The organism is Cellulomonas sp. 73-92 (assembly GCF_001898175.1).
Classification (GTDB): domain Bacteria; phylum Actinomycetota; class Actinomycetes; order Actinomycetales; family Cellulomonadaceae; genus Cellulomonas.
The window spans coordinates 19520-42667 of record NZ_MKTH01000019.1 but is presented as its reverse complement, the minus strand read 5'-3'; the positions used below and the strand labels follow the sequence as shown (position 1 = coordinate 42667).

Below are 23148 nucleotides of genomic sequence, written 5' to 3'. Positions count from 1 at the left end.
GCCGGGGTGATGACGCCCAGCGCCTCACCCCGGCGGCCGACGCCGCCGTCGACCCGTCCCACGACAGACGAGGAGATCCCATGCGAGCGGTCAACGCCGTTCTCGACCCTGCCTTCACCACCGGACCGGTGCGCCGGCAGACGTTCGGCACGTTCGTCGAACGCCTGGGCCGATGCGTCTACACCGGCATCTACGAGCCGGACCACCCGGCGGCTGACGAGGACGGCTTCCGCAAGGACGTGCTTGCCCTGGTCGGCGAGCTCCGCATCTCCACCGTGCGCTACCCCGGCGGCAACTTCGTCTCCGGCTGCCGCTGGGAAGACGGCGTCGGCCTGCGCGAGGGCCGGCCGAGGCGACCGAACCTGGCCTGGCACTCCACCGAGCCCAACACCTTCGGCACCGACGAGTTCATGCGCTGGTGCGCCAAGGCTGGCGTCGAGCCGATGATGGCGGTCAACCTCGGCACCCGCGGCATCCAGGACGCGGTCGACCTGCTGGAGTACTGCAACCTGGCCGGCGGCACCGCCCTGTCCGACCAGCGGCTCGCCAACCCCGTACGGGGTGCGGATGTGGTGCCTGGGCAACGAGACGGACGGCACCTGGCAGACCGGGTACAAGACCGCCACCGAGGACGGGCGGCTGGCCGCCGAGACCGCACGCGCCATGCGCATGGTCGACTCCACCCTCGTGCTGGTCGCCTGCGGCTCCTCCTCCAGCCAGCCCAGCCTTCGGCGCCTGGGAATAGACGGTGCTGGCCGAGGCGCACGACGAGGTCGACCTCGTCTCCGCCCACGCCTACTACAAGACCACCAAGCGAATCCACCTGTCCTTCGACGAGTGGAACGTCGGCACCAGCACCGGGCGCAGTCCAGGACGCCGACCGGCGACAACCGGCCGGCGGCACCCGTGCTGCTCGAGGACCACTACAACGTCGCGGACGCGGTCGTCGTCGGCAACCTGCTCATCAGCCTGCTGCGCAGCAGCGACCGGGTGCACTCGGCCTCCCTGGCGCAGCTCAGCTGGTCAACGCAGTCGCCCCGATCATGACCGAACCCGGCGGCCGGGCCTGGCGCCGGTCGTCGACCTGTGCCCGTTCGGTGCCCCTCCTCGGCTCACCGACGCGCTCACCCTGGCCGACCCCGACCCCCAGCTGGCAGGCCAGGGCCGACGACGACACCACCGTCGCGCCACGGCACAACGCCACCGCCGCCGTCGAGGAGAACGCCCTGTCGGTCGAGCTGCCGGCGGTGTTCTGGTCGCTCATCCGACTGGCCGTCTGAGCGCGCCGTGGATCACCGGCACAGGCACCCGAGACGAGACGGAGGCACACGATGACCACACTGACGCAGCTGACCCAGCACCGACTGGTGCCGGTCGTGGTGCTCCAGGACGCCGCGGACGCGAGCCTGCTGGCCGACGCCCTGGTCGCCGGTGGCCTGCCGGTGGCTGAGATCACCCTGCGCACCGCGGCCGCCGCCGAGGCGATCAGGATCGTCGCCGATCGGGGCGACGTGCTCGTCGGCGCCGGCACGGTGCTGACCGCCGCCCAGGTGGACCAGGCAGTGGCAGCCGGCGCCCGATACGTCGTCTCGCCCGGGACCCGCCGGGCGGTCGTCGAGCGGTGCGCCGAGCACGGCGTGCCCGCCCTGCCGGGCGCCGTCACCGCGACCGAAGTGCAGGCCGCCCTCGAGCTCGGGCTCGACACCGTGAAGTTCTTCCCCGCCGGCACCTCAGGGGGTGCCGCGGCGATCAAGGCCCTGGCCGCACCATTCGGCGACATGAGGTTCGTGCCGACCGGCGGCATCGGTCCAGCGAACCTCGCGGACTACCTCGCCGTGCCAACCGTCGCCGCCGTCGGCGGGTCCTGGATGGTGCCACCCGACCGCGTCGCCGCGCACGACAGGGCCGGCCTGGTCGACCTCATCAGCAACGCGGTCGCCGCCGCCCACCCGGCGCGGCCCTGACCTTATCGCCCCGGCCTCGTCGTCTCTGCCGTCCGTTCGTCGTCCTTGGAGCCCCGCATGTCCGTGCTGTCGATCCGTCCCGTCGAGTCCTGCCGTTACGACGCCGTCAACCTGGGTGAGGTGATGCTGCGGCTGGATCCCGGTGAGGGCCGGATCCGCACCGCCCGGTCGTTCGCCGCCTGGGAGGGTGGTGGGGAGTACAACGTCGCCCGCGGCCTGCGCCGCGCCTTCGGGCTGCGGACCGCGATCCTGACCGCCCTGGCCGACAACGAGGTCGGCCGTCTGATCGAGGACTTCATCCTCACCGGCGGCCTAGACACCTCCTTCATCACCTGGCTGGGCTACGACGGCGTCGGACGCACCGTGCGCAACGGCCTGAACTTCACCGAACGCGGCTTCGGCGTGCGCGGCGCCCTCGGGGTCTCCGACCGCGGCCACACCGCCGCCAGCCAGCTGCGCGCCGACCAGATCGACTTCGACCACCTGTTCGGCACCCTCGGGGTGCGCTGGCTGCACACCGGCGGCATCTACGCCGCCCTGTCCGAGACCTCCGCACAGACCACCCTGGCCGCCGTCCAGGCCGCCCACACCCACGGCGTGGTCGTCTCCTACGACCTGAACTACCGCCCCAGCCTGTGGCAGGCCATCGGCGGACAGGCCCGCGCCCAGCAGGTCAACCAGGCGATCGCCGGCTACGTCGACGTCATGATCGGCAACGAGGAGGACTTCACCGCCGCCCTCGGCTTCCAGGTGGAAGGCGTCGACGCCGACCTGTCCGAGCTGGACACCACCGCCTTCGCCGCGATGATCGCCCAGGTCGCCGCCGCCTACCCCAACCTCGCCGTCATCGCCACCACCCTGCGCACCGTGCGCTCGGCCACCGTCAACGACTGGGGCGCCCTCGCCTGGTCCCCGGCCACCGGCCTGGTCCACGCCACCCACCGCCCCGGCCTGCAGATCCTCGACCGCGTCGGCGGCGGCGACTCCTTCGCCTCCGGCCTGATCGCCGCCCTCCTCGACGACCAGAACCTCCAGACCGCCGTGCAATGGGGCGCCGCCCACGGCGCGCTGGCCATGACCACCCCCGGCGACACCTCCACCGCCACCAAGACCGAGATCCTCAAGCTCGCCGCCGGCGGCAACGCCCGCGTCAACCGCTGACGACAGTTGCCGGGGACGCGAAGGGACAGCGGCAGGAAGACGTCCACGACGACCGCCACTGACCGAGGCTTATCCGCAGTGGTCGGAGCCGCGCAGATCATCGTGTGGGCCTGGCAAGGAGTGCGCGGGCGGTGGGGACGGGCGTCTGCTCCGCCGGTCGAGGGTGCCATCTGGGGACATGCCGTGCTTTGCTGCCGTCGACGCTCGTGTGGGTGCCGAGCTGCTCGCACAGCATGGCCATCTGCGGGGTGAGGTGCGCGAACTGCAGGTCGGCATGACCTGGCGAGCGCCCTCTTCGGCTCGGCCGGAAGTTACTGGTGGAGGATCGCCGCCATCTGTCGCCCCCACATGAAGTGGTCGGAGCAGATAAACCGTTCGCTGGCGGCGGCCGGCGTTGTCGGGGCAATTGGGTGCAATTCCGCGATGTCGCGGACGTCGACAACGTCCCATCCGCTGTTCGCGATGGCGGGCAGTCCGCCTGTGAGGAGGCGGCGAACGATCTCGACCGACCCCTCTCGGACCGGTGTTCTCAGTGGGGGCCTTGCATGAAGTCGGCGGCACCGTGGTCAGCTCGAGGTCCGTATCGGCGGTTAGTGTCCAGGCGTCGCACTCGGACCAGATCTTCGAGTCGTTGTACGCCTTGACCGGCGATCTGGTGGGTTCGGCCCCACACGTTCTCGCGCACCGGCACGCTCGGATCGGGTGAGGCAGCCGCCGCACCCGACGACCTCAGCGCCGCTCGCCGCAGGCCACTCGTGCCGCCGCTCTCACAGCACCCGCTGGACGCCTCCGCGCCGTGCGGACGAGGTCCTCGCCCGGGTCGAAGCCGAGTGGTGAAGCCGTGTGAGCGACATAGTCGATCCCGCTCATTGCTTCGTCCCAGCCGCTGTCGGCGAGCAGGTCGGCGACCCGTGAATTCGATGGAGGCTCCGGCCTGCGCCCCAGCCGACCTGGAATCGCGGCACGCACGCTGTCCGCCCGGCCGACGTTCCGCACCGTGATGCGGAACGTCGGCCGTGATCGAGCAGACGGGCGATCACCCAGCCTGCGAGGTATCCGGCCTCGCCCCGTTCTGGACCCGTGAACATGTTCGTGACCGGAACGTGACAACTGGACGAACGGTCGGGTACGGTCGATCCGCTGCTCGGAACCCTCCTCCGGACAGCCCTCGGGCGGATTGCCGAATCCTGCCACCGCACGGGGTCCGCACGACTCGCCGGCAGGAGCGGGGGACCCAATCGTGGGCGCCGGAGACGACGTCCTTGGGGTGAAGTCGGACGGTCCTCGGACCGGACGGCCGGGTGATCTCCCACCCGAACCCGACAGCTGACCTCGTAGGCGCACGGAGAGGCACGCTTTGTCCGTACGCACGTCACACGGCCGGCATCGCGCGGCGACGCGCCCGTCGACCCCTCTCACGCACCTGACGTCCACCGCAACAGCCCAGCTCCAGGTCGTCGGCCGCCGCACTGCCGTGGTGGCTGCGTCGTCCGGGCTGATCGTCTCCGCCATCGGCGCGGCTCCCGCCCAGGCGGCCAGCGACAGCGCCGTCGGGCTGCCCCCGGTCGACACTGCGGCACTCGCCGCCCAGGCCCAGGCCCAGCTCGAGCTGGCGCCGGTGGTCACGGCACCCGCCACCGCGGAGTGGAAGCTCGACGTCCCCGACGTCACGCCGGTCAAGCCGGCGCCGCCCGCGCCGGTCAAGGCGAAGAAGGCGACGACGAGCACGACGAGGACGAGCCGCTCGGCCGAGCGCGCCGTCGCCAACACCCCGGCCCCGCCGTCGGTGTCCGGCAACGCCGTCCTCGAGATCGCGGCCCGCTACGTCGGCACCCCGTACAGGTACGGTGGCAACACCCCGGACGGCTTCGACTGCTCCGGGTTTCTGCAGTACGTCTACGCGCAGCTCGGCATCAGCCTGCCGCGCTCGTCGTCGGCCTACGCGAGCATCGGCACCCGGGTCTCCGCGGCGGACGCCCTGCCCGGCGACATCATCTACACCCCCGGCCACGTGGGGATCTACGCCGGCGACGGCATGCAGATCGACTCCCCGCGGCCCGGCAAGACGATCCAGTTCCGCGCGATCTGGCAGTCGAACCCGATCTACATCCGGGTCAGCTGAACCAGCACCGAGTTCTGGCGGGGCCTGCGGCATGGTTCGACGTGGCTCTCGTCGTCGAGCCAGTGATGCTCGACGACGAAGAGAACAGCGGATGGCCCGGGCGATGATCGCTCTGGCGCGGCAGATCGGTGTCGACCTGGTCGGCCCGGACGGTTTGCTGACGGGGTTGACCAAGCAGGTCCTGGAGCTCGCACTGGAGGAGAAGCTCACCGATCCGGCGAGAGCGAGGCCACCACGGGCACGAACGAGCGCAACGGGTCGCGGTCCGAGACGGTGATCACCGAGATCGGGCCGGTGCAGATCGACGTGCCAGGGGACCGGGAGGGAATGTTCGAGTCCCCGATCGTTCGTAAGCGGCAGCGGCGTTTGAAGGCCGTCGACGAGTTCGTGCTGTCGTTGACCGCGCGGGGTTGAGACCGGGGAGATCGCCGCGCACTTCGCTGAGGTCTGCGGCACCCAGGTGTCCAAGGTCACGATCAGCCGGATTACCGAGAAGGAGCCGATCTCCGCGTCTGCATCGCAGCTGCGCTCAGCAGAAGGTCGGCGGCTTGCTCCAAGCTCGCTCAGTTTGACCGACTACGTTCTGTTTGGCGGGTGTGGGCGCGCCCCGCACTGAGCAGGCGCGACCAGGCCTGATCATCGGCGCCAGCCCGGTGACGTCGGCCAGCGAGCAGCTGGCGAGCCGCCTGCGAAGGAGCACGGTCTGAGCGAGGGCGAACGAACGGAAGCGCTTCGCCCCGTCGGCTCCACACCCAGGGGGATCAACTGCCTGTCTCGATCAGCGTGTGTACCAGGGGTGCCCGACCTGGAACCGGCCGGGATACGGCTCGTCGAAGCATGCCTGGCGCCGCAACGCAGCCCTGACCACTGCCGGGCCCCGCGGACGGACGCCCACCTCCCCGAGCAGCGCGCTGAGCTCGACCGCGCTCTGGTCAGACCGCGGGCTGCGTGCCAGCTGGTACAGGCATGCCCGGGTGAGGCCCGCCGCGGCACCCAGTTCGTTGCGGATCTGGTTCCAGGACGGCTGGTCCGGCAGCAGAGCCTCGAACCGGGTCTCGGCCTCAGCGCGCAGTCGTGCCATCTCCGCTACCAGTCCGACGGCCGACAGCAGCCCGTCGCCCAGCACCGAGCCGACCTTGCGCTGCGTCGCAGATGGGACGAACACGTGTACTGCGGCCCCCGCGGCGACACCACCGAGCAGCAGCCACGGCCAGGGCACTCGTCCCGCCAGCTCGCGTAGCCCGACGAACACGCCGCGGCCGAGCACACTCCCCAGCAGCTCGACGCTCTGCAAGAAGCTCCCCGTCGCCCCGACGTCGCCCCCGTCGTAGAGCCGAGGAAGCCACCTGCCGAGAGCAACATGGTCGATGTCCGCCCCGTACACGGCGATGAGCGGCTTGTGGTCTCGACTCAGCAGCGGCGCCCCCAGTAGCAGCGCCAGCGTCGCCGTCGGCACATCGTCCGGGTCACCTAGTTTGCTGCCGCGAACGTCGAGCGCGTCCAGCCGACGCTGCTCGCCGGCCACCGCCAGGCCGGTGGGCACCTCCACGCAGCGCAGCAGAGGCGCCAGGGTGTCGAGCCACACCGCGTGGACCAGGGGCACGCTCACACCCTTCTGGGTTGCCCACTCCGCTTGATGCTCCTCGACTTCCTCCATGACGTGGCGGGCGCAGAACAACCGCAGCACTCCACTGTTCGCCGCGGTCACCAAGACCGTGCGCTGCCCGGTGCGAGCGATGCGCAGCAGCTGATCGCGCAGCGCCATCGCATCCAGCACGACAGGGAACACGTACGGCAAGAATGCGTACCCGAAGCCGCCGCGCTCGTCGGGCACGGCGATGGGTGCGACGTGATCGCGATCGTGCGCCGTTTCGATCAGAGCGTGCGCTGTCTCACAAATGCGCTCCATGTCCGCTACCACAGAAGCAATCTTGGCCATCGGGCGCGGACCAGATCCGACCAGTGGGGTCGGCGCGCCATCCGGACGGCTGCATAGTGCCCTGCCTGCAGCACTTGCGGGCCGCCGGCTGCAGCTAAGATTCCGCGGCCTTGGGTGTCGCGGATGATCACACCTGCTTTCAGCAGTCGCGCCCGAGTCATCTCGGTGCTCCAGGCGAAGCGTGCACTCAGCACGGTCAAAGACGACCCCGCCACATACCCGCGGACGAACCCACCCACTACCTCAGGCGAGGTGGACCGCCTGCGCGTCGTCACCGCGTCGGCACGCAGCGCCGCGTCGAGCGCTCTTGCCGATCTCCCGAAGCGTGCCTCCAGCTTCGTATCGCCTGGCGGCCTCGCGCCGACGAGGCGCATCAAGCCTCCGGGTCGCGCGCGCTGACGCGGCCGCCAACCTGCCCCTCGAGTCCGGGCTCACTCGCACCCCCACCCTCTGCGGTCGCCGCCCACGGATCGTCGGGAGCCTGCCGACCAAGGGACTTCATCGCCGCGAGCGGGAGCGGGCCCCCCATCGGATCCCGTGCCCTGTTCGCGTTCTTCTGCGACGACCTCGAGCAGGCGGCCCCACGGGCCGAGCTGGATTGACCGCCTGTCTCCGGCGCAGGCGTGCGCAGACCCAGCCCTCCGGTCATTAGCGCTGTTGACGACCACGGGCCGGTTGACCGGACGCGGCGCGCGGTCTATTCGGCGTTTTCGCTGACCTCGTACCACCGGGTCTCGAGTTCATCGCGCTCGGCCTCCAGCGTGCCGATGCGCCTCATAGCGTCAGCCAGCCCGAGGTAGTCGGCGTGGTCGTGGTCCGCGAGGGCCGTGTGAGCGGCGTCGAGCTGCTCCTGCAGCCTGGTCAGCCGACGCTCGAGGGACGCCAACTCCTTCTGCGCCGCGCGCAGAAGGGCTCCGGTCGGGCCGGTGGACCTCGAGCTCGAGGCGGCTCCCGCGCTCGATGCCCGGCGGGAGGATTGCGGCTGGTCCTGCTCGTGCCGCAGGCGCAGGTACTCCTCGACCCCGCCGGGTAGGTGCCGCAGCCGCCCGTCGAGGATCGCGTACTGCTGATCAGTCACCCGCTCCAGGAAGTAGCGGTCGTGGGAGACGACGAGCAGCGTGCCCGGCCAGGAGTCCAGAAGGTCTTCCATCGCCGCGAGCATGTCTGTGTCCATGTCGTTCGTCGGCTCGTCTAGCACCAGGAGATTGGGCTGGTCGAGCAGGACGAGCAGCAACTGGAGCCGGCGCTGCTGGCCGCCCGATAGGTCCTTGACGGTCGTCCACAGTTGCCCGGGCTCGAACCCGAGGCGCTCCAGCAACTGTGCCGGTGTCAGCTCCTGCGCACGAGGCCCCGCCCCGACCGTGTAGCTGGCGCGTAGCGCGGCCAACATCACCCGCACGGGCTCGCCCATGTGCTCGGTGAGCCCGTCCAAGCGCTGGGTAAGCGTCGTGACCCGGACGGTGGAGCCGCGCGTGACCCGGCCCGTCGTCGGAGCCGTGGTGCCGGCGACGAGGCCGAGAAGAGTCGACTTGCCGGCTCCGTTGACGCCCAGGATCCCTGTGCGTTCTCCGGGGGCGATCAGCCACTTGACATGCCGCAGCACCTCTGTGCTGTCGAACGCCACGGAGACGTCGAGCAGGTCGACGACGTCCTTGCCGATTCGCGACACGGCAAGTGACTGCAGAGCGACCTTGTCGCGGATCTCCGGCACGTCGGCGATCAGTGCGTTTACGGCGTCGATGCGGAACCTCGGCTTCGAGGTTCGCGCCGGGGCTCCCCGACGGAGCCATGCCAGCTCCTTGCGGGCCAGGTTCTGCCGGCGGGCCTCGACGGCGCCGGCCTGCCGGTCACGCTCGACGCGCTGGAGGACGTAGGCGGCATAGCCGCCCTCAAATGGCTCGACGATCCGGTCGTGCACCTCCCACGTCGTGGTGCAGACCGCGTCGAGGAACCAGCGGTCGTGCGTGACAACCAGGAGCCCACCAGAGCTGGCGGACCATCGCCGTTTCAGATGCCCAGCAAGCCAGGTGATCGCCTCGACATCGAGATGATTCGTAGGCTCGTCCAGAGCGACGACGTCGTGGTCACCCACCAGCAGCTGCGCCAGAGCGACGCGACGGCGCTGGCCCCCGGAGAGCGTGTCGAGCCGACTGTCCCACGGCAGGTCGGCGAGCAAGTAGGAGATCACCTCCCGGGTCCGGGCGTTCCCGGCCCATTCATGTTCCGCTGTGTTTCCAACCACCGCGTGGCCGACCGTGTCGGCGTCGTCGAGGGTGTCGCCTTGGTCGAGCAGTCCCATGCGGACGCCGTTGCGCACCGTGACCCGTCCCGCGCTCGGGCGCAACCGGCCGGCGAGAAGTGCCAGCAGGCTCGACTTCCCGTCTCCGTTGCGGCCGACGATGCCGATCCGGTCACCCTCGTTGACCCCGAGAGATACAGAATCGAGGACAACCTTGGTTGGGTACTCAAGATGCAGGGCCTCGGCCCCCAGCAGGTGCGCCATGTCCCCGCAAGGCTAGGCGACCGCCAGAGCGCCCTTCATCCAGCAGAGAGGTCGACTCGACAGGACTCGGTCGCCCGCGCGACACCGAATTCACCGTGTACGACGTTCGGCCAGGCCGCTGATCGATCACCCATCGAACTCCGCAGGCGCGGCCCTCACCAGCGCAATTGCCGACATTGGGGTCCGCGCGGCGGTACTGTCCGATGCTGTGCCGGACAGACCTGCGATGGTCCGCTTCCAGGGAATCCTCGCCACCCATGAACGTGAGTTGGCGGCTGCGTACGAGAGGTCCGCGGCTGCTGCTACGCACTCGACAACTCGCGGCGGCCAGCGCGAAGAGGCGCTCCGTGACTTCCTGCGCGAGCACTTGCCGAAGCGATACGCGGTGGCTCAGGGACACGCGATCGATTCCGCCGGAACGGAATCTCCCCAGCTCGACATCGTGATCTACGACAGCATGTCTGCGGCCCCGCTGAGCCAGGACGCGGGCATCGTCACGCTCGCGGCGGAGGCGCTTCTTGCAGTCGTCGAGGTCAAGTCGACACTCGATGGTGCAGAACTAGAGAAGATCGCCCGCTCGCTACGCACGCTCTACCGCCTCAGGCCGTTCGGAGCGGGGTGGGGGTCGCCGATCCTGGGCGGCAGACCCTCTGGCGGATTGCCACAGCTCTACTACTCGGTCTTCGCCTACGAGACCGCATTCGGGAAGGCCAACTGGCCTGGCGGTGAATCGCAGGCGTGGATCGCCGCGTGTCGTGAGGCGAAGTCGCCCGCCTACGAGCTTGACTCGCTACTCGTGCTCTCGCGGGGCCTCTACGTCCCGCTTTCGGGTAAGGCGCTGCCGACGAGGACGAGCGACGGGCGCCACCTTGCTCAGTGGTACTTCGGACTACTCAACTTCCTCGTGCGGGAGTCCCAGCGGCGACTCCCGACTCCGTGGAAGGACTACCAGCTGCAGCACGACGGTCAGTGGGAGAGGGACCTCACTTGGCGGGTGTCGTCACCGCAACGCGACCAGCGTGCCCCATTGAGTCGCACCCAGCGTGGCCGGCAGAGGCGACTGAACAACATGAGGGCGAACGGCTGAGACTCCCCCGGGGGGAGGCTCTTGTCTGCGCCGTTGTGTAGTGTCTGCCTCAACTTCTAGTACCCCCCGAATCTGCACTCGACGAGCCGACGAACCACCTCGACGTCGAGGGCGTCGCGTGGCTGGCGGCGCACCTGGCGGAGCGGTTCGGGCGTGGCGGCGGGCTCGTGGTCGTCACGCACGACCGGTGGTTCCTCGACGCGGTCACCACCCGCACGTGGGAGGTCCACGACGGGGTCGTCGACCCGTACGACGGCGGCTACGCGGCGTACGTGCTGGCCCGCGCCGAGCGCGCCCAGCAGGCGGCGACGGCGGAGTCCAAGCGGCTCAACCTGCTGCGCAAGGAGCTCGCCTGGCTGCGCCGCGGCGCGCCCGCCCGCACGTCCAAGCCCAAGTTCCGCCTCGACGCCGCCGCGGCTCTCATCGCCGACGAGCCGCCGCCGCGCGACCGCCTGGAGCTGGCGCGGACCGCGACCTCCCGGCTGGGCAAGGACGTCCTCGACCTCGAGGACGTCACGCTGGCGTTCGACGACCGGGTGCTCCTCGACCACGTGACCTGGCGGCTGGGCCCGGGCGACCGGTGGGGCGTCGTCGGCGTCAACGGCGCGGGCAAGACCACCCTGCTGGGCCTGCTGTCCGGGCGCATCCGCCCGACGAGCGGCCGCGTGAAGCGCGGCACGACCGTCCGCGCCGCCGAGCTGCGGCAGGAGGTCGAGGACCTCTCGGCGCTCGCGGACCTGCGCGTGATCCAGGTGGTGGAGCGGGAGCGCAACGCGCTCGTCGTCGGCGGCAAGGAGGTCACCGCCGCCCAGCTCGTCGAGCGGCTCGGCTTCGCGCGCGAGCGCCAGCAGACGATGGTGCGCGACCTGTCCGGCGGCGAGCGGCGGCGCCTGGCGCTGCTGCGGCTGCTCGTCGGCGAGCCCAACGTGCTGCTGCTCGACGAGCCGACGAACGACCTCGACACCGACACGCTGGCCGCCCTCGAGGACCTGCTGGACGGCTGGCCGGGCACGCTGGTGGTCGTGTCGCACGACCGCTACCTGCTGGAACGCGTCGCCGATCGGCAGGTGGCCCTCCTCGGGGACGGGACGATCCGCGACCTGCCGGGCGGCGTGGACGAGTACCTGGCGCTGCGGGCGGCGGGCTCTGGTACGCCCGGAGGGACGCAGGCGGGCGCCCGCTCGTCGTCCGCCAACCCGTCGCCGACTCGGTACCTTGGCGCCGATTCGGCACAGGGATCTGCCGAGTCGGAGCGGAACCACCGAGCCGGTGAGCCGGGAGCCGGCCGGTCTTCCGCCGCGCCGAGCCCGGCCGAGGTCCGTGCCGCACGCAAGGAGGTCGCCCGGCTCGAGCGCCGCCTCGCCAAGCTGGCCGACGAGGAGTCCGCGCTGCACGACGAGATGGCGGAGCACGCCACCGAGCACGAGAAGGTGCTCGCGCTGGACGCCCGCCTGCGGGCCCTGGCCGCCGAGCGCGACGAGCTCGAGGGTGCCTGGCTGGAAGCCGCCGAGACCGCCGGCTGACCGCCCGCGGTGGACGTGGTCGGTCCGTGAGCGAATCGCGGCCGGATCGACGCCCGAGCGCCCTGACCAGGTGATATCCCTGCGCGTGGCAGTGCCGTCGCGTCACGGGGGGACGTCATGCGCACCAAGGTCAGGATCCGGGTCGCGGTGGCCGTGACGCTGGCCGTCCTGCTCGTCGGTGGCTTCCAGGCGTTTGCGCTCGGGCTCGTGGGTGTCGGGAGCGCGACATCGCTGTCGTCGATCCCCGCGGCCTGTCCGTTGGTGCGCGAGGAGCCCCGGCCGCAGCCGTTCTTCTCGAACGCGCGGCGCCACCCGGTGCCGTTCACGGCGACGGCCGCGGTGCTCTGCCTCTACAAGCAGGAGCCATCGAACACGGACCCGACCGGGTATGCCGAGACGTTCTCGCGGCAGCTCGTCATCTCCGACCCGGCGAAGGCGGATGCCCTGGCCACCGAGCTCAATACCGGCGCCCGCCGGGGGCCGTCCTCACCGGGCACGGCTGCGGCGGCCAGACGGGCGAGCGCGTCGCGGCGTACTTCCAGGGCGGCGCGACCCAGGCCGTCGACGTGGTCATCAGCGCCGGCGGCTGTGCGACCGCCGCGAACGGCGGGAACGTCTCGTCCATCGCGAACAGCGAGGTCGTCCCCGACGTCCTCGCGCTGTTCGGCTGCCGGTTCCCTCGTCCGGACGCCGCCCCGCCGAACTTCTTCTGCGGGCTGTGACCTGCCTGTGAGCCATGTTTCGGCTACTGACGCCCTGTCGTAAACATCGCGTTTCGATCGTTGCGTCGTCCCGTGGGCGGACGCACCCTGGGGCCGTGGCAGCCGATCGAGACCCCCTGCGGGCCGCATCGCAGTACCGGATGGACCGCCTCGCCGCGGACGACGGCGGGGCGCTCGGGGCCGGCCCGTCGCTCGGCGAGGTGGAGGCGCGCCGGCACGCCGGGCGCACGGAGCACCTCGAGAGCTGGGCCGACGAGGTGATCCGCCAGGCGATCGCGCGCGGCGAGTTCGACCACCTGTCGCTGGCGGGCAAGCCGATCCCCGGCCTGACCCGTCACGACCCCGACTGGTGGCTCAAGGCCTACATCGAGCGCGAGCACATCACCGGGGTCGGTCCCGAGGCGTTCCTGCTGCGTCAGGCCGACGCGGGGCTCGACGACCGGCTCGACCGCGAGTACCGCGAGGCCGAGGTCAGGGACATCCTCGACGAGTTCAACCACCGGGTGATCGAGGCCCGTCGCCAGCTCTTCGGCGGTCCGCCCGTGGTGACGTCGACGCGCGACGTCGAGACGGAGGTCGCGCGCTGGCGCGAGCGGCGGGCCGCCGCGGCGGCCGCCCGTGCCGCGTCCGCCACCGCGTCGCATCCGCGCCGGACCGCGTCGTGGTACCGCGGGCAGTTCCTCAGCCGGCGGCGAGCGTCGTCGCCAGCGGAGTCGTCGGACGGCCGATCAGGCGCGCCAGATCTCCCGTGACGTCGGCGAGCGCGCCGTGCGCGATCGCCGTGTCCAGCTCGACGACGAAGGCCGCGACGTCCTCCGGCAGGCCGGCGGCGACGAGCACCGCGTGCCGCTCCTCGGGCGAGACGTCGCGACGGGTCACCGTGTGGCCGACGATCTGCGACAGCGTCTCGACGAGCTCGTCGTAGTCCCACGCGCTGTCGCCGCCGAGCTCGTAGGCCTTCTTCTCGTGGCCTTCCTCGGTGAGCACGGCGGCCGCCCCCTCGGCGTAGTCGACGCGCGCCGCGCTCGCGATCCGCCCGGTGCCGGTCGCCGAGACGATCTCGCCGCCCGCCCGCGCCGTCGCCAGGTCGGGCAGGTAGTTCTCGTTGTACCAGTTGTTGCGGAGCATGGTCGCCGGGATGCCGGCCTCGGCGATGTACTCCTCGGTCGCCTTGTGCTCCACGTTGACCGGCAGCGCGGAGATGTCCGCGCGCGGGCCCGAGGTGTACACGAGGTGGCTCACGCCCGCACGGACCGCGGCGTCCACGACGTTGCGGTGCTGCTGCATCCGCCGGCCGACCTCGCTGCCGGAGACGAACAGGAGCTTGCGCGCGCCTGCGAACGCGGCGTCCAGGCTCGCCGGGTCGTCGTAGTCGGCGACCCGCACCGCGACGCCTCGTGCCGCGAGGTCGTCGAGCCGGTCGACCTGCCGGCCGGTGGCGACGATGTCGCCCGGCGCGACGCCCCTCGTCAGCAGGGCCTCGATGGTCAGGCGGCCGAAGTGTCCGGTCGCTCCGGTGACGACGGTGGTCATGGGGATCCTCTCGACGGTGGCGTGACGTCCGAACAACCGTGCCGCCGCCTGGACGCTTCCCGCCAGCCGAGGCCGAGTGGAGCCGACACGCCGCGACACGCCGGGTGGACCCGCCCGTCGGCTCCACTCCACGCGGTTGTCCAGCGGCTCCGCGTGGGGGGCCGCCCGGCGTCAGTCTCGGACGGGGACTGGGGTCGCGGCTGCCACGGCCGCGCGGTGGCGCACCAGGGCGCCGATGGCGACCGTGTGGGCGGCCACCATGAGGGTCAGCGCCACGGCGACGACGAGCAGCGGCACGCGCCACCCGGCGCTCGCGGTGTGGATCGCGCCGAGCGCGGACGGCGCCACGCCGGCCAGCACGTACCCGGCGGTCTGGATCACCGCCGACATCCGGCCGGCCGCGGCCGGCGAGCCGGCGACGGTCGAGACGACCGTGAAGATCACCACGTAGTTCGCGGCCTGCGCGACTCCGCCGAGCGACGCCCAGGCGGACCACGCGGTCGGGGCCAGCAGCAGGCCGACCGGCAGGGCGAGCCACACCAGGCCGACGAGCACCGTCATCGCGCGTGGCCGCAGCCGCGCCATGGCCAGCGGCGCCAGCACGCCGCCGAGGATGCCGAACCCCTGGAACAGCGCCGCCGCCGCACCTGCGCCGGTGCGGGAGAGCCCGGCCTCGTCGTGCAGCAGCGTGGGCAGCCACGCCGACACGGCGTAGTAGGACGCCGACTGGAACGCGAAGGTCACGACGAGCAGCCAGGTGAGCGGGCGGCGCATCACGCGCGGCCGTTCGGCGGGCTCGTCGGGCGTCGTGCGGGGCTCGTCGTCCGTCCGGCGGTGGATCCCGTACGCGCGCCACCACGCGGCGAGCCCGACGAGCACGACGACCGACCACGAGACGAGCGCCCACCGCCAGCCGATGACGGCCGCCAACGGTGCCATGCCGATGGTGGTGATGACCGCGCCGCCGTTCATCGCGGCGGTCGTCGCGCCCATGACACCGCCGACGCCGGAGGCGAAGTCGCGAGCGACGACGACCGGCACGGCGACGTTGCCGATCGTGATGGCCGCCCCGATGACGACCGTGCCGACGAGGGCCGTCGCGAACCCACCGGTGGAGCGCAGCACCGTCCCGACGAGGATGCCGAGCAGGGTGGCCGTGCCGGCCAGCGCCGTGCCCGCCCGGTTGACGAGCGTCGCGGCCAGCGGCGTGACGAGCGCGTAGCAGAGCACGGGCAGCCCGGTGAGGAGGCCGGCGGACGCCGCGGTGAGGTGCAGGTCGGTGCTGACCGACCCGATGACCGGGGCCATGGCCGTGATCGGGCCGCGCAGGTTCAGCGCGTACAGCAGCAGGGCGCTCAGGAGGAGGCCGCGGCGCACGTCGCGCGACGAGGCGGCCGTCACGACGCTTCGTCGAAGGGCGCCACGAGCACGCGCAGCAGGTCGGCGAGGGTTCGGCGGTCCGCGTCGGGCAGGTCGCGGAGCAGCCGTCGCTCGGACTCGAGGAGGTCCGCCAGCGCAGCGTCGACCTGCGCCAGGCCGGCGGGCGTCAGCTCCACCAGCACGCCGCGGCGATCCTCGGGCGACGGGCCGCGCCGCACCAGGCCGTGCTCGACGAGCCGGTCGATGCGGTTGGTCATCGTGCCCGAGGTGACGAGGGTCTGGGTGAGCAGCGCGCCCGGTGACAGCCGGTACGGCGCCCCCGCGCGGCGCAGCGCCGACAGCACGTCGAACGCCCATGTCTCCAGCCCGTGCCGGGCGAACGCGCCGCGGCGGGCGAGGTCCAGGTGGCGGGCGAGCCGCGTCACGCGGGAGAGCACCTCGAGCGGCGCCGTGTCGAGGTCGGGGCGCTCACGGCCCCAGGCAGCGACGATGCGGTCGACCTCGTCGCGCGCCACGTCGTCTGCCACGCGAGCAGGTTACTCGACGTCGAGAGACCGCTTGGCAGGCGCGTCCCCATGCTCCTTGGTGAGCGCCGGACGTCGCTCGAGGCCCTTCAGGCCGTTCCACGCGAGGTTGACCAGGTGCGCGGCGACCTCCTGCTTCTTGGGGCTCTTCGCGTCCAGCCACCACTGGCCGGTCAGCGCCACCATCCCGACGAGCATCTGCGCGTACATCGGCGCGGTGCGCGGGTCGAGACCGGTCCGCTTGAACTGGTCGGCCAGCAGGTGCTCCACCTGGGTGGCGATGTCGCCGATCAGGCTGGAGAACGTGCCGGTCGCCTGGGCCACCGGCGAGTCGCGGACGAGGATCCGGAACCCGTCCTCCGACCGCTCCACGTAGTCGAGCAGCGCCAGGGCCGTGCGCTCGACGAGCGCCTTCGGGTGCCCACCGCCCTCGAGCGCACCGGTCAGCGCGTTGAGGAGGGCCTGCATCTCGCGGTCGACGACGACGGCGTAGATGCCCTCCTTGCCGCCGAAGTGCTCGTAGACCACCGGCTTGGAGACCTCGGCGCGGGCCGCGATCTCCTCGATGCTCGTGTTGTCGAAGCCCTTCTCGGCGAACAGCGTGCGCGACACGTCGAGGAGCTGTGCGCGGCGTTGCGTGCCCGTCATCCGGCGGGCGGTCCGCCCGGGAGTGGTGGCCACCTGGGCATTCTGCCGGACCGAGCGCTGCCTGTGGGGGACCCGCGGGCTGGCAGACTTGTCGCCGGCCCGGCCGTCCCGGCGTCGGTGGCCGGTCCGCCCTGGTGTAACGGCAGCACGCAGGCCTTTGGAGCCTTGCGGTCCAGGTTCGAATCCTGGGGGCGGAGCGCTGTGACCTGCGGAAACGTGATTTCGTGTCACATACGTGTCACAAGGACTTGCCGAGGGTGTCGTTCGTCACCTTCGGATCGACGTCCCCATGGGCCGTAGGACGTGGTCGACGTCGTCCCGTCGGAGGCGGATGGAGCGCCGTCCAAGGCGCATCGCGGGGAGGCTGCCGTCCGCGATGAGCATGCGGATGAACCGGGTCGTGACGCGCAGCCGGTCGGCGGCCTCGGCGACCGTCAGCAGCTCGTGCTCGATGCTGATCGTCATGTCTCCTCCTCCATCGGAGCTGCGGAGCACGTGAGCTCGTGGGGTCATGGATGGCCACGAGGCGCCGGTCGGTCGCGCCGGCGGGCTGGTGATCGCAGCGGGTATTCACCGTCCTCGGCGCCCAGGGACATCGCGGTGACGTGCACGGCGAGCGTGCCCGAGCCGGTGTCTGTCACTGCGGTGGCCGCCGTAAGTAGAGCCCTCGGCCAAGACCGCGATTCGGGCGCACATACACCGACCGCGATGACTTGGCGGTGACACTCGTCCACCGCGCGCGCCACCGAGTGGGGCCAAGAGCCGCGGGCTTTGCCGCCACCTCAGGCGCGCCATCGAACGTGTGCGGGCCGCACATGCGGAACTAGGATCACGCCATGGCTTCGTACATACGTGTTGGGTATCTGCTTGAGTCCAGTGTCCCTGGTCAGGGGTTTGGCTGGTCGGTGCCGCCGATGAGGGTGGTCAGTGGGTGCGGGTCGGTGGTGACGGCTTGTTGCAGGAGCCGGTAGAACAGCAGGCCGCGTGAGCGTGCGGTGCGCCGGTTGAACCGGAAGGTGAACTCGTCGAGGTAGTAGTCGAGCTGGCGGCGGGAGATGCCGTGGTGCAAGGTGCCGGCGACCCAGCGTTTGAGCAGGGACGCGACCAGGTGCACGCCGGGCAGGTACTCGTGGGCCGGGTCGGGCGAGGTGAGCATGACCTTGTACTCGTGGGCGTAGCCCTGCTCGGCGAGTTGACGCAGGTTGCGGGCGCCGTCGGTGCGGATCAGCGTGCCGGGGGCGATGACCTGGTGGGCGAAGTCGATGATCTGACCGGAGTTGCGGGCGTCGGCGCGGGCCAGGCGGATGCGTCCGAGCTGGTGCCCGGGCGGGGTCTCGACGGCGACCATGACCGGGACCTTGGTGATCACGACACTGGAGGCGGGCTTCGCCCGGCCACCGACGAGGGTCTCGTCCAGCTCGACGACGCCGCTGAGCAGGTCACGTTCGGGGCGGACCATGACCCGGCGCAGCTTGTGCAGCCATGCCCAGGCGGTCTCGTAGGAGCCGAAGCCCAGGACCTGCTGCAGCGTGGTGGCCGAGACCCCGTTCTTCGAGGCGCACACGAACCAGATCGCCGCGAACCACGTCGTCAACGGGGTGTGCGAGCGATGGAAGATCGTGCCCGCCGTGACCGACGTCTGCCGGCCACAGGCCGCGCACATCCACAACGCGCGCCGCGCGGTTCGCCACGCGACGTCCCCTCCGCACGCGGGACAGCGAAACCCGTCCGGCCAGCGCAACCTGGCCAGGTACTCCAGACACGCGTCCTCATCGGCGAACCACCCCAGCAGCTGCTGATGCGTCCGTGGGTAGTCCACGCCCGCTACTGGCATCCGCTCGACCACCACCTGAGGCTACTGGACTCAAGCAGATACCCAACACATACGTTCGAGTCATGCTGCAACCCGACCATCGGCGGTGACCCGCGCTACGAGGGCTCAAGCGTGGGCGGCCGCGCGTGGTCGCGACGTGCACGCGATGCTGCGGGTGGCCCGGTCCCCGTCAGCGGACGGCGAGGCGCTGATGGTGTTGTGCCCGCCTGTGGGTGAACTCGATCGGCTTCCCGTCGGCGTTGCGCTTGCGATCGTTGAGCACTCGCAGTGTCCCGGTGGGCTCGCGGACCGCCTGTCGAGGCACCCGTCCGCTGCAGTCCGCCTTGCTGTGATCCGTCGCGGCCGATGTGGAGCCATGGCCGAAGCGATCTTGCTGGCCGACCCCGACGGTTCGGTGCGAGCCGCCGCGCAACGCGCCTTCGGGACGTGACCGACACGGCATGGGCGCCGACCGCCTCAAGGCTGCGTCGTGCCGCCCAAGCCAGGCCTCGGCGCGAATGACGCCGCGGCGCCCGGTAGGTCTCCGGGCTGTCGGTGTGTCGAATCACCCGCTCCTGGACTTCCGTCCAGGTCGCCGCGGTGCCTACGGTCTGCGAGCGGAGGCAGCGTCAGCTGGTGATGCGAACGGTCACGGGTTCCCGGCTCTCAGGGGGAGAGCCGGGAACCCACCGCTCCCTCCTCGCCCGGCTTCTTCCCGGGCCGAGGTGGTCCCCCCGCTCCCATGGGCCGCGGACTAGCGATCGGCCGCGCCTTCGCCCAGCGACTCCCCGATCCGCCAGTGCTCGAGGACATCTCGGTGACATTCGCGGACGGCCTGTGATGTCACCGCGTTGTACAGCGCCCCTGCGGACCCTCGCTCGTGTCCACGTGACACGAGGAGGCGACCATGACCACCGACCACCGACCCGACCGGCTGGAGTCGTGCCCGAGGATCGTTCGCACGCGGGAGTGCCTGCTGCAGGCGCTCGACGTCATCGACGATGAGGGCTGGGACGGGCCGACAGGCACGAGGCTGCTGAGCTTCATCCGAGCCGATCTGGCGCGGCCGCTGGCCATGGAGTGGGGCTTGAGCGGCTTCATGGCGGCGCAGGCTGAGGCGTCTGCGTGGCAGGCGGCCTGGCGGGTGCTGACGATGCCGCAGCTCCGCATCGCGGATTCGCCGTGGGGTGTGGTCTGGCAGGCAGCCAGGCGGGCCGTGCACGGCGAGGTCGCTGCCGCATCGTTCGGCACGTCTGAGCGGCAGGCGTGGCATCTGCTCGCAGGCGACGAGCGCCTGCCGGTCGCCCGCCTCGAGAGCCTCGACAAGTGGACCGACATGGGCCTTGACGCGGTCAGCGATGAGTACATGGCCCTGGGTGTCGACTTCGCGATCGCGCGGCGACGGGCGCAGGCGGCGTTGGCGGCGGTGGGTTGGGGCCGCGACGAGGCGGAGGGCATCGTTGCCACCGCTGTGGGGGTTCAGGTCCTGCCGAGGGACCCCCGGTGCACGCTGGTCGGGTGGCGCACCATGGCTGACGAGCTCGGGCTGCCGCCCTGGCAAGCCCGGCGGCTGTGCATCGTCCTGCTTGGCACCCCGGACTGGTCTGGGCTCATTCCCCGGTTGCTTGCCGACGGCTCGGCCGCGTTGCGGGAGCCGGGCATGCACGCCGCACTGCGATCGACGCGGGTTCGCCGACACAGGTCGCCGGTCCTTGCGGCGCGTCGGGGCGCCAGTGCTGTGGCCACCGGTCGTCCACAGGCTGCGGCGAGCTAGGCGATGTCCACAGATCGCGGCTGGAGGCCACCGGCGAGGCCCAGTTCGGCGCACACCGAGACCATGAGCACCGGTCGAGTCAAGAAGTGCGTGACGGCCAGGGGGTTGTCCTGTGACGGCACGGGGCGTCCAATGGGACAAACCGACACCGTCGTCAAGCCGGGCCGCCGCGCTTGGGAGCCGGACGGGAGCAGGTGTGCGCCGATGGGCAGTCGACACAGCACCGCAGGGGCTGCGGCCGTGGTGATGGCCGTGGCGCTCGCGCTCGCCGCTTGTTCGTCCGCTCCGAAGCCACCGGCTCCGCCGTCCACGACTTCTGGCCCTGCCTCTGCGACCGAAACGCCGGCCAGCTCTGTCGCAGCAGCGCCGACCGACGAACCGAGTACCGCCGCGGCGAAGGCGGCAGTCCTGACCGCCTACAACGGGTACTGGCGGGCCAAGGTGGCGATGCTGGCGGACCCGACTGCCAACCTCGACACCTCGACTCCTGGCTGGAACGACTTGCGACAGTTCGCCACCGACACCGCGGTGGCTGACGTCTTCGCAACGGTTCACACGTTCTCGTCGAACGGGATCGTGGTTACCGGGACGCCGACCCTCGACCCGAAGGTCTCGGGGGTCACGAGTGGCAGTGCATCGATCGTGGACTGCGTCGACTCGACGAACTGGCAGCCGGTGTACTCCGCCTCGCAGAAGTCCGCGGCGGCGCCTGGGCAGAGCCCGCGACTCATCACGAACTCGGAGCTGGCCTACTACGACAACCGCTGGGTCGTGACCGAGTCTGCGGTTGATCGGGAGAAGCCGTGTTGAGCGGTCTCGCGCCGATCGTCGCGCTTCTCACGTGGCTACCCAATGCCCTTGCGGGATCCACAGTGCCGGCGGGAGTCGCTTGTCCACCCGAGATGCAGTTCTGCGTGGTGGAGGTCGCGACTCCGGGCACCCAGCCGTCGCATGTGCCCGTCGGTACGACGGCGGGGGCGCCTCAACCCTGCATCTCCCCGAACGGCGAACAGGTCCCCTGCTTCGACTCGTCGTTCGGCTGGTTCAACTCGTCCGACGGCTGCTACTGGAACATCGTGGCACCCCAACCGCCGGGCGACGCCATCGTTTGGGAAGGGCACTACCCGTCGGGTCAGATCTGGAACTTCGTCTGCCTCGTGATCGTCCCCGGCTCTCACGCCGGTTGGACATGGCGGGCATCCCCGCCGCCCGGTTACGGGGGCAGTGCTGATCCCGCCCAGCTGGCCCAGGAGGCGATCAGCCAAATGGCTCTGGCGGGCCCGGAGATCCGGCTGTCGATCCCGGCGGACAAGTTCGCCACGGTCGGCGTGCCGGTGTGGTTGTGGACGGACGTGACGCCGACGACGTGGGGCCCGACCTCGGCAACGGCGTCGGTGCCCGGTCTGTCGGTGACGGCCACGGCGCAGGCGCGTCAGATCGTCTGGGACACAGGCGACGGCCTGTCGGAGACCTGCAAGAACCCGGGCACGGCGTATTACACGGGCGGTGTCGTCTCTCCGACCTGTCAGCACGTGTACCAGCGGTCGTCGGCGGATCAGCCGGGGCTGGCGTACCCGATCAGGGCGACGACGACGTGGGACGTGACGTGGACGGGCGGGGGCTCGTCGGGGTCCTTGACGGTGACGCGGGTCTCGACGTCGCAGGTGCGGGTCGGCGAGATGCAGGTGCTCGTGACCACGAGCTGAGCGCAGTGGCCGTGCGCGGCCACCAGGAGAGGGGGGACCGATGACGACGACGAGCGAACGCCGCGGGCAGAACGGCCTGTCGGCCGCTGTCGGCCCGCGGCCTGCGGGCCTGGTGACACCTCGCGGGCGGCGCCGGCCTGGACTGCTGATCGCCGGCATCGCGATGGCCATCTTGGGCGGGTTGGCGGTGATCTGGCTGGTGTCCGCGTCAGGTCATCGGGTTCCGGTGGTGATGGTCGCGCACGACGTCGCCTATGGCTCGGTCCTGACCCGTGAGGACGTCACGACGACGTCGGTCGCGGTGGACCCGTCGGTGTCCGTGATGGCGGCGGGTCAACTGAGCGCGGTGGTCGGTCAGCGGGCGACCGTGAACCTGCACCGCGGCGCCCTGCTGGGTCGCGCGGACGTGACGTCGTCCAGCGTGGTGGGTGCCGATCAGGTGCTGGTGCCGCTGCCGCTGCCGGCGGGTCGGGTTCCTGCCAGCGGTCTGTCGGCCGGCGATCGTCTGCAAGTGGTGGATGCACCCGCGGCGGGTGCTGACCCGGCGCCAGGGGTGCCGCGCTCGTTCTCGGCGCAGGTGGTGCGGGTCGGGTCGGCGGATGTGAACGGGACCGTGGTGGTCGACGTGGTGGCGTCGGCCGGGGACGGGCCTGCGTTGGCGACGCGGGCAGCCACGGGCCGGTTCGTGATCGTGGTGCTGCCGGTGGTGACCCCGTGAGCGTCCTTGCCTTGTGCTCGGCTCACGGCGC

The 23148-nt window shown here is 71.0% G+C and carries 18 protein-coding genes, 1 tRNA gene, 3 pseudogenes and 1 riboswitch; of the genes and pseudogenes, 14 read left to right on the top strand and 8 right to left on the bottom strand.

Annotated elements, in window-relative coordinates:
• Positions 1 to 80 precede the first annotated feature (80 nt).
• The 5 genes and pseudogenes from BGO37_RS14295 to BGO37_RS14275 form a co-directional block, all read left to right on the top strand.
• Positions 81 to 1280, top strand: a pseudogene (locus tag BGO37_RS14295) (alpha-N-arabinofuranosidase).
• A gap of 51 nt (positions 1281 to 1331) precedes the next feature.
• The gene (eda, locus tag BGO37_RS14290) at positions 1332 to 1964 is read left to right on the top strand and encodes a bifunctional 4-hydroxy-2-oxoglutarate aldolase/2-dehydro-3-deoxy-phosphogluconate aldolase (RefSeq protein WP_291755903.1); all 633 of its coding nucleotides are present in this window, start codon (positions 1332 to 1334) and stop codon (positions 1962 to 1964) included.
• A gap of 57 nt (positions 1965 to 2021) precedes the next feature.
• Positions 2022 to 3125 carry a sugar kinase gene (locus BGO37_RS14285; RefSeq protein ID WP_291755901.1) on the top strand — a complete coding sequence of 368 codons (1104 nt, stop codon included), beginning with the start codon at positions 2022 to 2024 and terminating at the stop codon, positions 3123 to 3125.
• Between the two features lie 1168 nt (positions 3126 to 4293).
• Positions 4294 to 4480: riboswitch (cyclic di-AMP (ydaO/yuaA leader) on the top strand.
• Between the two features lie 122 nt (positions 4481 to 4602).
• Entirely contained in the window at positions 4603 to 5247 is a 645-nt protein-coding gene (locus tag BGO37_RS14280; protein ID WP_291755900.1) for a C40 family peptidase, read from the top strand.
• A 240-nt stretch (positions 5248 to 5487) separates the two neighbouring features.
• A pseudogene (locus tag BGO37_RS14275) lies at positions 5488 to 5661 on the top strand (transposase); the annotation flags it as partial.
• A gap of 364 nt (positions 5662 to 6025) precedes the next feature.
• On the opposite strand, the gene BGO37_RS14270 reads toward BGO37_RS14275, so the two are convergent.
• Positions 6026 to 7186: a hypothetical protein gene (locus BGO37_RS14270; RefSeq protein WP_291755898.1), complete on the bottom strand. Its 1161-nt coding sequence runs from the start codon at positions 7184 to 7186 to the stop codon at positions 6026 to 6028.
• A 697-nt stretch (positions 7187 to 7883) separates the two neighbouring features.
• Positions 7884 to 9689 (bottom strand): ABC-F family ATP-binding cassette domain-containing protein, encoded by a 1806-nt coding sequence (locus BGO37_RS14265; protein ID WP_291755896.1) that lies wholly within the window; start codon positions 9687 to 9689, stop codon positions 7884 to 7886.
• 226 nt (positions 9690 to 9915) lie between these two features.
• On the opposite strand from BGO37_RS14265, the gene BGO37_RS14260 reads away from it, so the two are divergent.
• The 4 genes and pseudogenes from BGO37_RS14260 (at position 9916) to BGO37_RS14245 (ending at position 13773) form a co-directional block, all read left to right on the top strand.
• The gene (locus tag BGO37_RS14260) at positions 9916 to 10776 is read left to right on the top strand and encodes a DUF6602 domain-containing protein (RefSeq protein ID WP_291755895.1); all 861 of its coding nucleotides are present in this window, start codon (positions 9916 to 9918) and stop codon (positions 10774 to 10776) included.
• Between the two features lie 77 nt (positions 10777 to 10853).
• Positions 10854 to 12299, top strand: a pseudogene (locus BGO37_RS14255) (ABC-F family ATP-binding cassette domain-containing protein); the annotation flags it as partial.
• Positions 12300 to 12865: 566 nt separating this feature from the next.
• Positions 12866 to 13021 carry a hypothetical protein gene (locus tag BGO37_RS14250; RefSeq protein WP_291755894.1) on the top strand — a complete coding sequence of 52 codons (156 nt, stop codon included), beginning with the start codon at positions 12866 to 12868 and terminating at the stop codon, positions 13019 to 13021.
• A gap of 95 nt (positions 13022 to 13116) precedes the next feature.
• A complete protein-coding gene (locus BGO37_RS14245; RefSeq protein WP_291755893.1) occupies positions 13117 to 13773 on the top strand; it encodes a DUF1992 domain-containing protein in 657 nt (218 codons plus the stop codon).
• Here BGO37_RS14245 and BGO37_RS14240 read toward each other — a convergent pair.
• The 4 genes from BGO37_RS14240 to BGO37_RS14225 all read right to left on the bottom strand — a co-directional run bounded on the left by BGO37_RS14240 (position 13703) and on the right by BGO37_RS14225 (position 17106).
• Entirely contained in the window at positions 13703 to 14554 is an 852-nt protein-coding gene (locus BGO37_RS14240) for an SDR family oxidoreductase (RefSeq protein ID WP_291755892.1), read from the bottom strand. The genes BGO37_RS14245 and BGO37_RS14240 overlap by 71 nt on opposite strands.
• 171 nt (positions 14555 to 14725) lie before the next feature.
• The gene (locus BGO37_RS14235; protein WP_291755891.1) at positions 14726 to 15955 is read right to left on the bottom strand and encodes a CynX/NimT family MFS transporter; all 1230 of its coding nucleotides are present in this window, start codon (positions 15953 to 15955) and stop codon (positions 14726 to 14728) included.
• Positions 15952 to 16461, bottom strand: a complete 510-nt coding sequence (locus tag BGO37_RS14230; protein ID WP_291755890.1) for a MarR family transcriptional regulator — start codon at positions 16459 to 16461, stop codon at positions 15952 to 15954. The genes BGO37_RS14235 and BGO37_RS14230 overlap by 4 nt, the downstream gene beginning before the upstream one ends.
• 9 nt (positions 16462 to 16470) lie before the next feature.
• Positions 16471 to 17106: a TetR/AcrR family transcriptional regulator gene (locus BGO37_RS14225; RefSeq protein ID WP_291755985.1), complete on the bottom strand. Its 636-nt coding sequence runs from the start codon at positions 17104 to 17106 to the stop codon at positions 16471 to 16473.
• A gap of 125 nt (positions 17107 to 17231) precedes the next feature.
• Here BGO37_RS14225 and BGO37_RS14220 point away from each other — a divergent pair.
• A tRNA-Gln gene (locus BGO37_RS14220) sits at positions 17232 to 17303 on the top strand.
• 70 nt (positions 17304 to 17373) lie between these two features.
• Here BGO37_RS14220 and BGO37_RS14215 read toward each other — a convergent pair.
• Positions 17374 to 17571 (bottom strand): excisionase family DNA-binding protein, encoded by a 198-nt coding sequence (locus BGO37_RS14215; protein ID WP_291755889.1) that lies wholly within the window; start codon positions 17569 to 17571, stop codon positions 17374 to 17376.
• Between the two features lie 421 nt (positions 17572 to 17992).
• Positions 17993 to 18940: an IS1595 family transposase gene (locus tag BGO37_RS14210; protein WP_291755983.1), complete on the bottom strand. Its 948-nt coding sequence runs from the start codon at positions 18938 to 18940 to the stop codon at positions 17993 to 17995.
• 886 nt (positions 18941 to 19826) lie between these two features.
• Between BGO37_RS14210 and BGO37_RS14205 the strand changes: the two genes are divergently transcribed.
• From BGO37_RS14205 to BGO37_RS14190, 4 genes are all read left to right on the top strand, one after another.
• Positions 19827 to 20693: a hypothetical protein gene (locus BGO37_RS14205; protein WP_291755888.1), complete on the top strand. Its 867-nt coding sequence runs from the start codon at positions 19827 to 19829 to the stop codon at positions 20691 to 20693.
• 252 nt (positions 20694 to 20945) lie between these two features.
• A complete protein-coding gene (locus tag BGO37_RS14200) occupies positions 20946 to 21503 on the top strand; it encodes a hypothetical protein (protein ID WP_291755887.1) in 558 nt (185 codons plus the stop codon).
• Positions 21500 to 22399, top strand: a complete 900-nt coding sequence (locus BGO37_RS14195) for a hypothetical protein (RefSeq protein WP_291755886.1) — start codon at positions 21500 to 21502, stop codon at positions 22397 to 22399. Before BGO37_RS14200 ends, BGO37_RS14195 begins: the two co-directional genes overlap by 4 nt.
• Positions 22400 to 22439: 40 nt before the next feature.
• Positions 22440 to 23117: an SAF domain-containing protein gene (locus BGO37_RS14190; protein ID WP_291755885.1), complete on the top strand. Its 678-nt coding sequence runs from the start codon at positions 22440 to 22442 to the stop codon at positions 23115 to 23117.
• Positions 23118 to 23148: the final 31 nt, after the last annotated feature.

Coding starts and splice junctions, on each gene's coding strand:
- BGO37_RS14205 (WP_291755888.1), top strand. CDS start 19,827: ATGACCACCGACCACCGACCCGACCGGCTGGAGTCGTGCCCGAGGATC.
- eda (WP_291755903.1), top strand. CDS start 1,332: ATGACCACACTGACGCAGCTGACCCAGCACCGACTGGTGCCGGTCGTG.
- BGO37_RS14190 (WP_291755885.1), top strand. CDS start 22,440: ATGACGACGACGAGCGAACGCCGCGGGCAGAACGGCCTGTCGGCCGCT.
- BGO37_RS14265 (WP_291755896.1), bottom strand. CDS start 9,689: ATGGCGCACCTGCTGGGGGCCGAGGCCCTGCATCTTGAGTACCCAACC.
- BGO37_RS14285 (WP_291755901.1), top strand. CDS start 2,022: ATGTCCGTGCTGTCGATCCGTCCCGTCGAGTCCTGCCGTTACGACGCC.
- BGO37_RS14270 (WP_291755898.1), bottom strand. CDS start 7,186: ATGGCCAAGATTGCTTCTGTGGTAGCGGACATGGAGCGCATTTGTGAG.
- BGO37_RS14240 (WP_291755892.1), bottom strand. CDS start 14,554: ATGACCACCGTCGTCACCGGAGCGACCGGACACTTCGGCCGCCTGACC.
- BGO37_RS14260 (WP_291755895.1), top strand. CDS start 9,916: ATGGTCCGCTTCCAGGGAATCCTCGCCACCCATGAACGTGAGTTGGCG.
- BGO37_RS14210 (WP_291755983.1), bottom strand. CDS start 18,940: ATGCCAGTAGCGGGCGTGGACTACCCACGGACGCATCAGCAGCTGCTG.
- BGO37_RS14215 (WP_291755889.1), bottom strand. CDS start 17,571: ATGACGATCAGCATCGAGCACGAGCTGCTGACGGTCGCCGAGGCCGCC.
- BGO37_RS14225 (WP_291755985.1), bottom strand. CDS start 17,106: ATGACGGGCACGCAACGCCGCGCACAGCTCCTCGACGTGTCGCGCACG.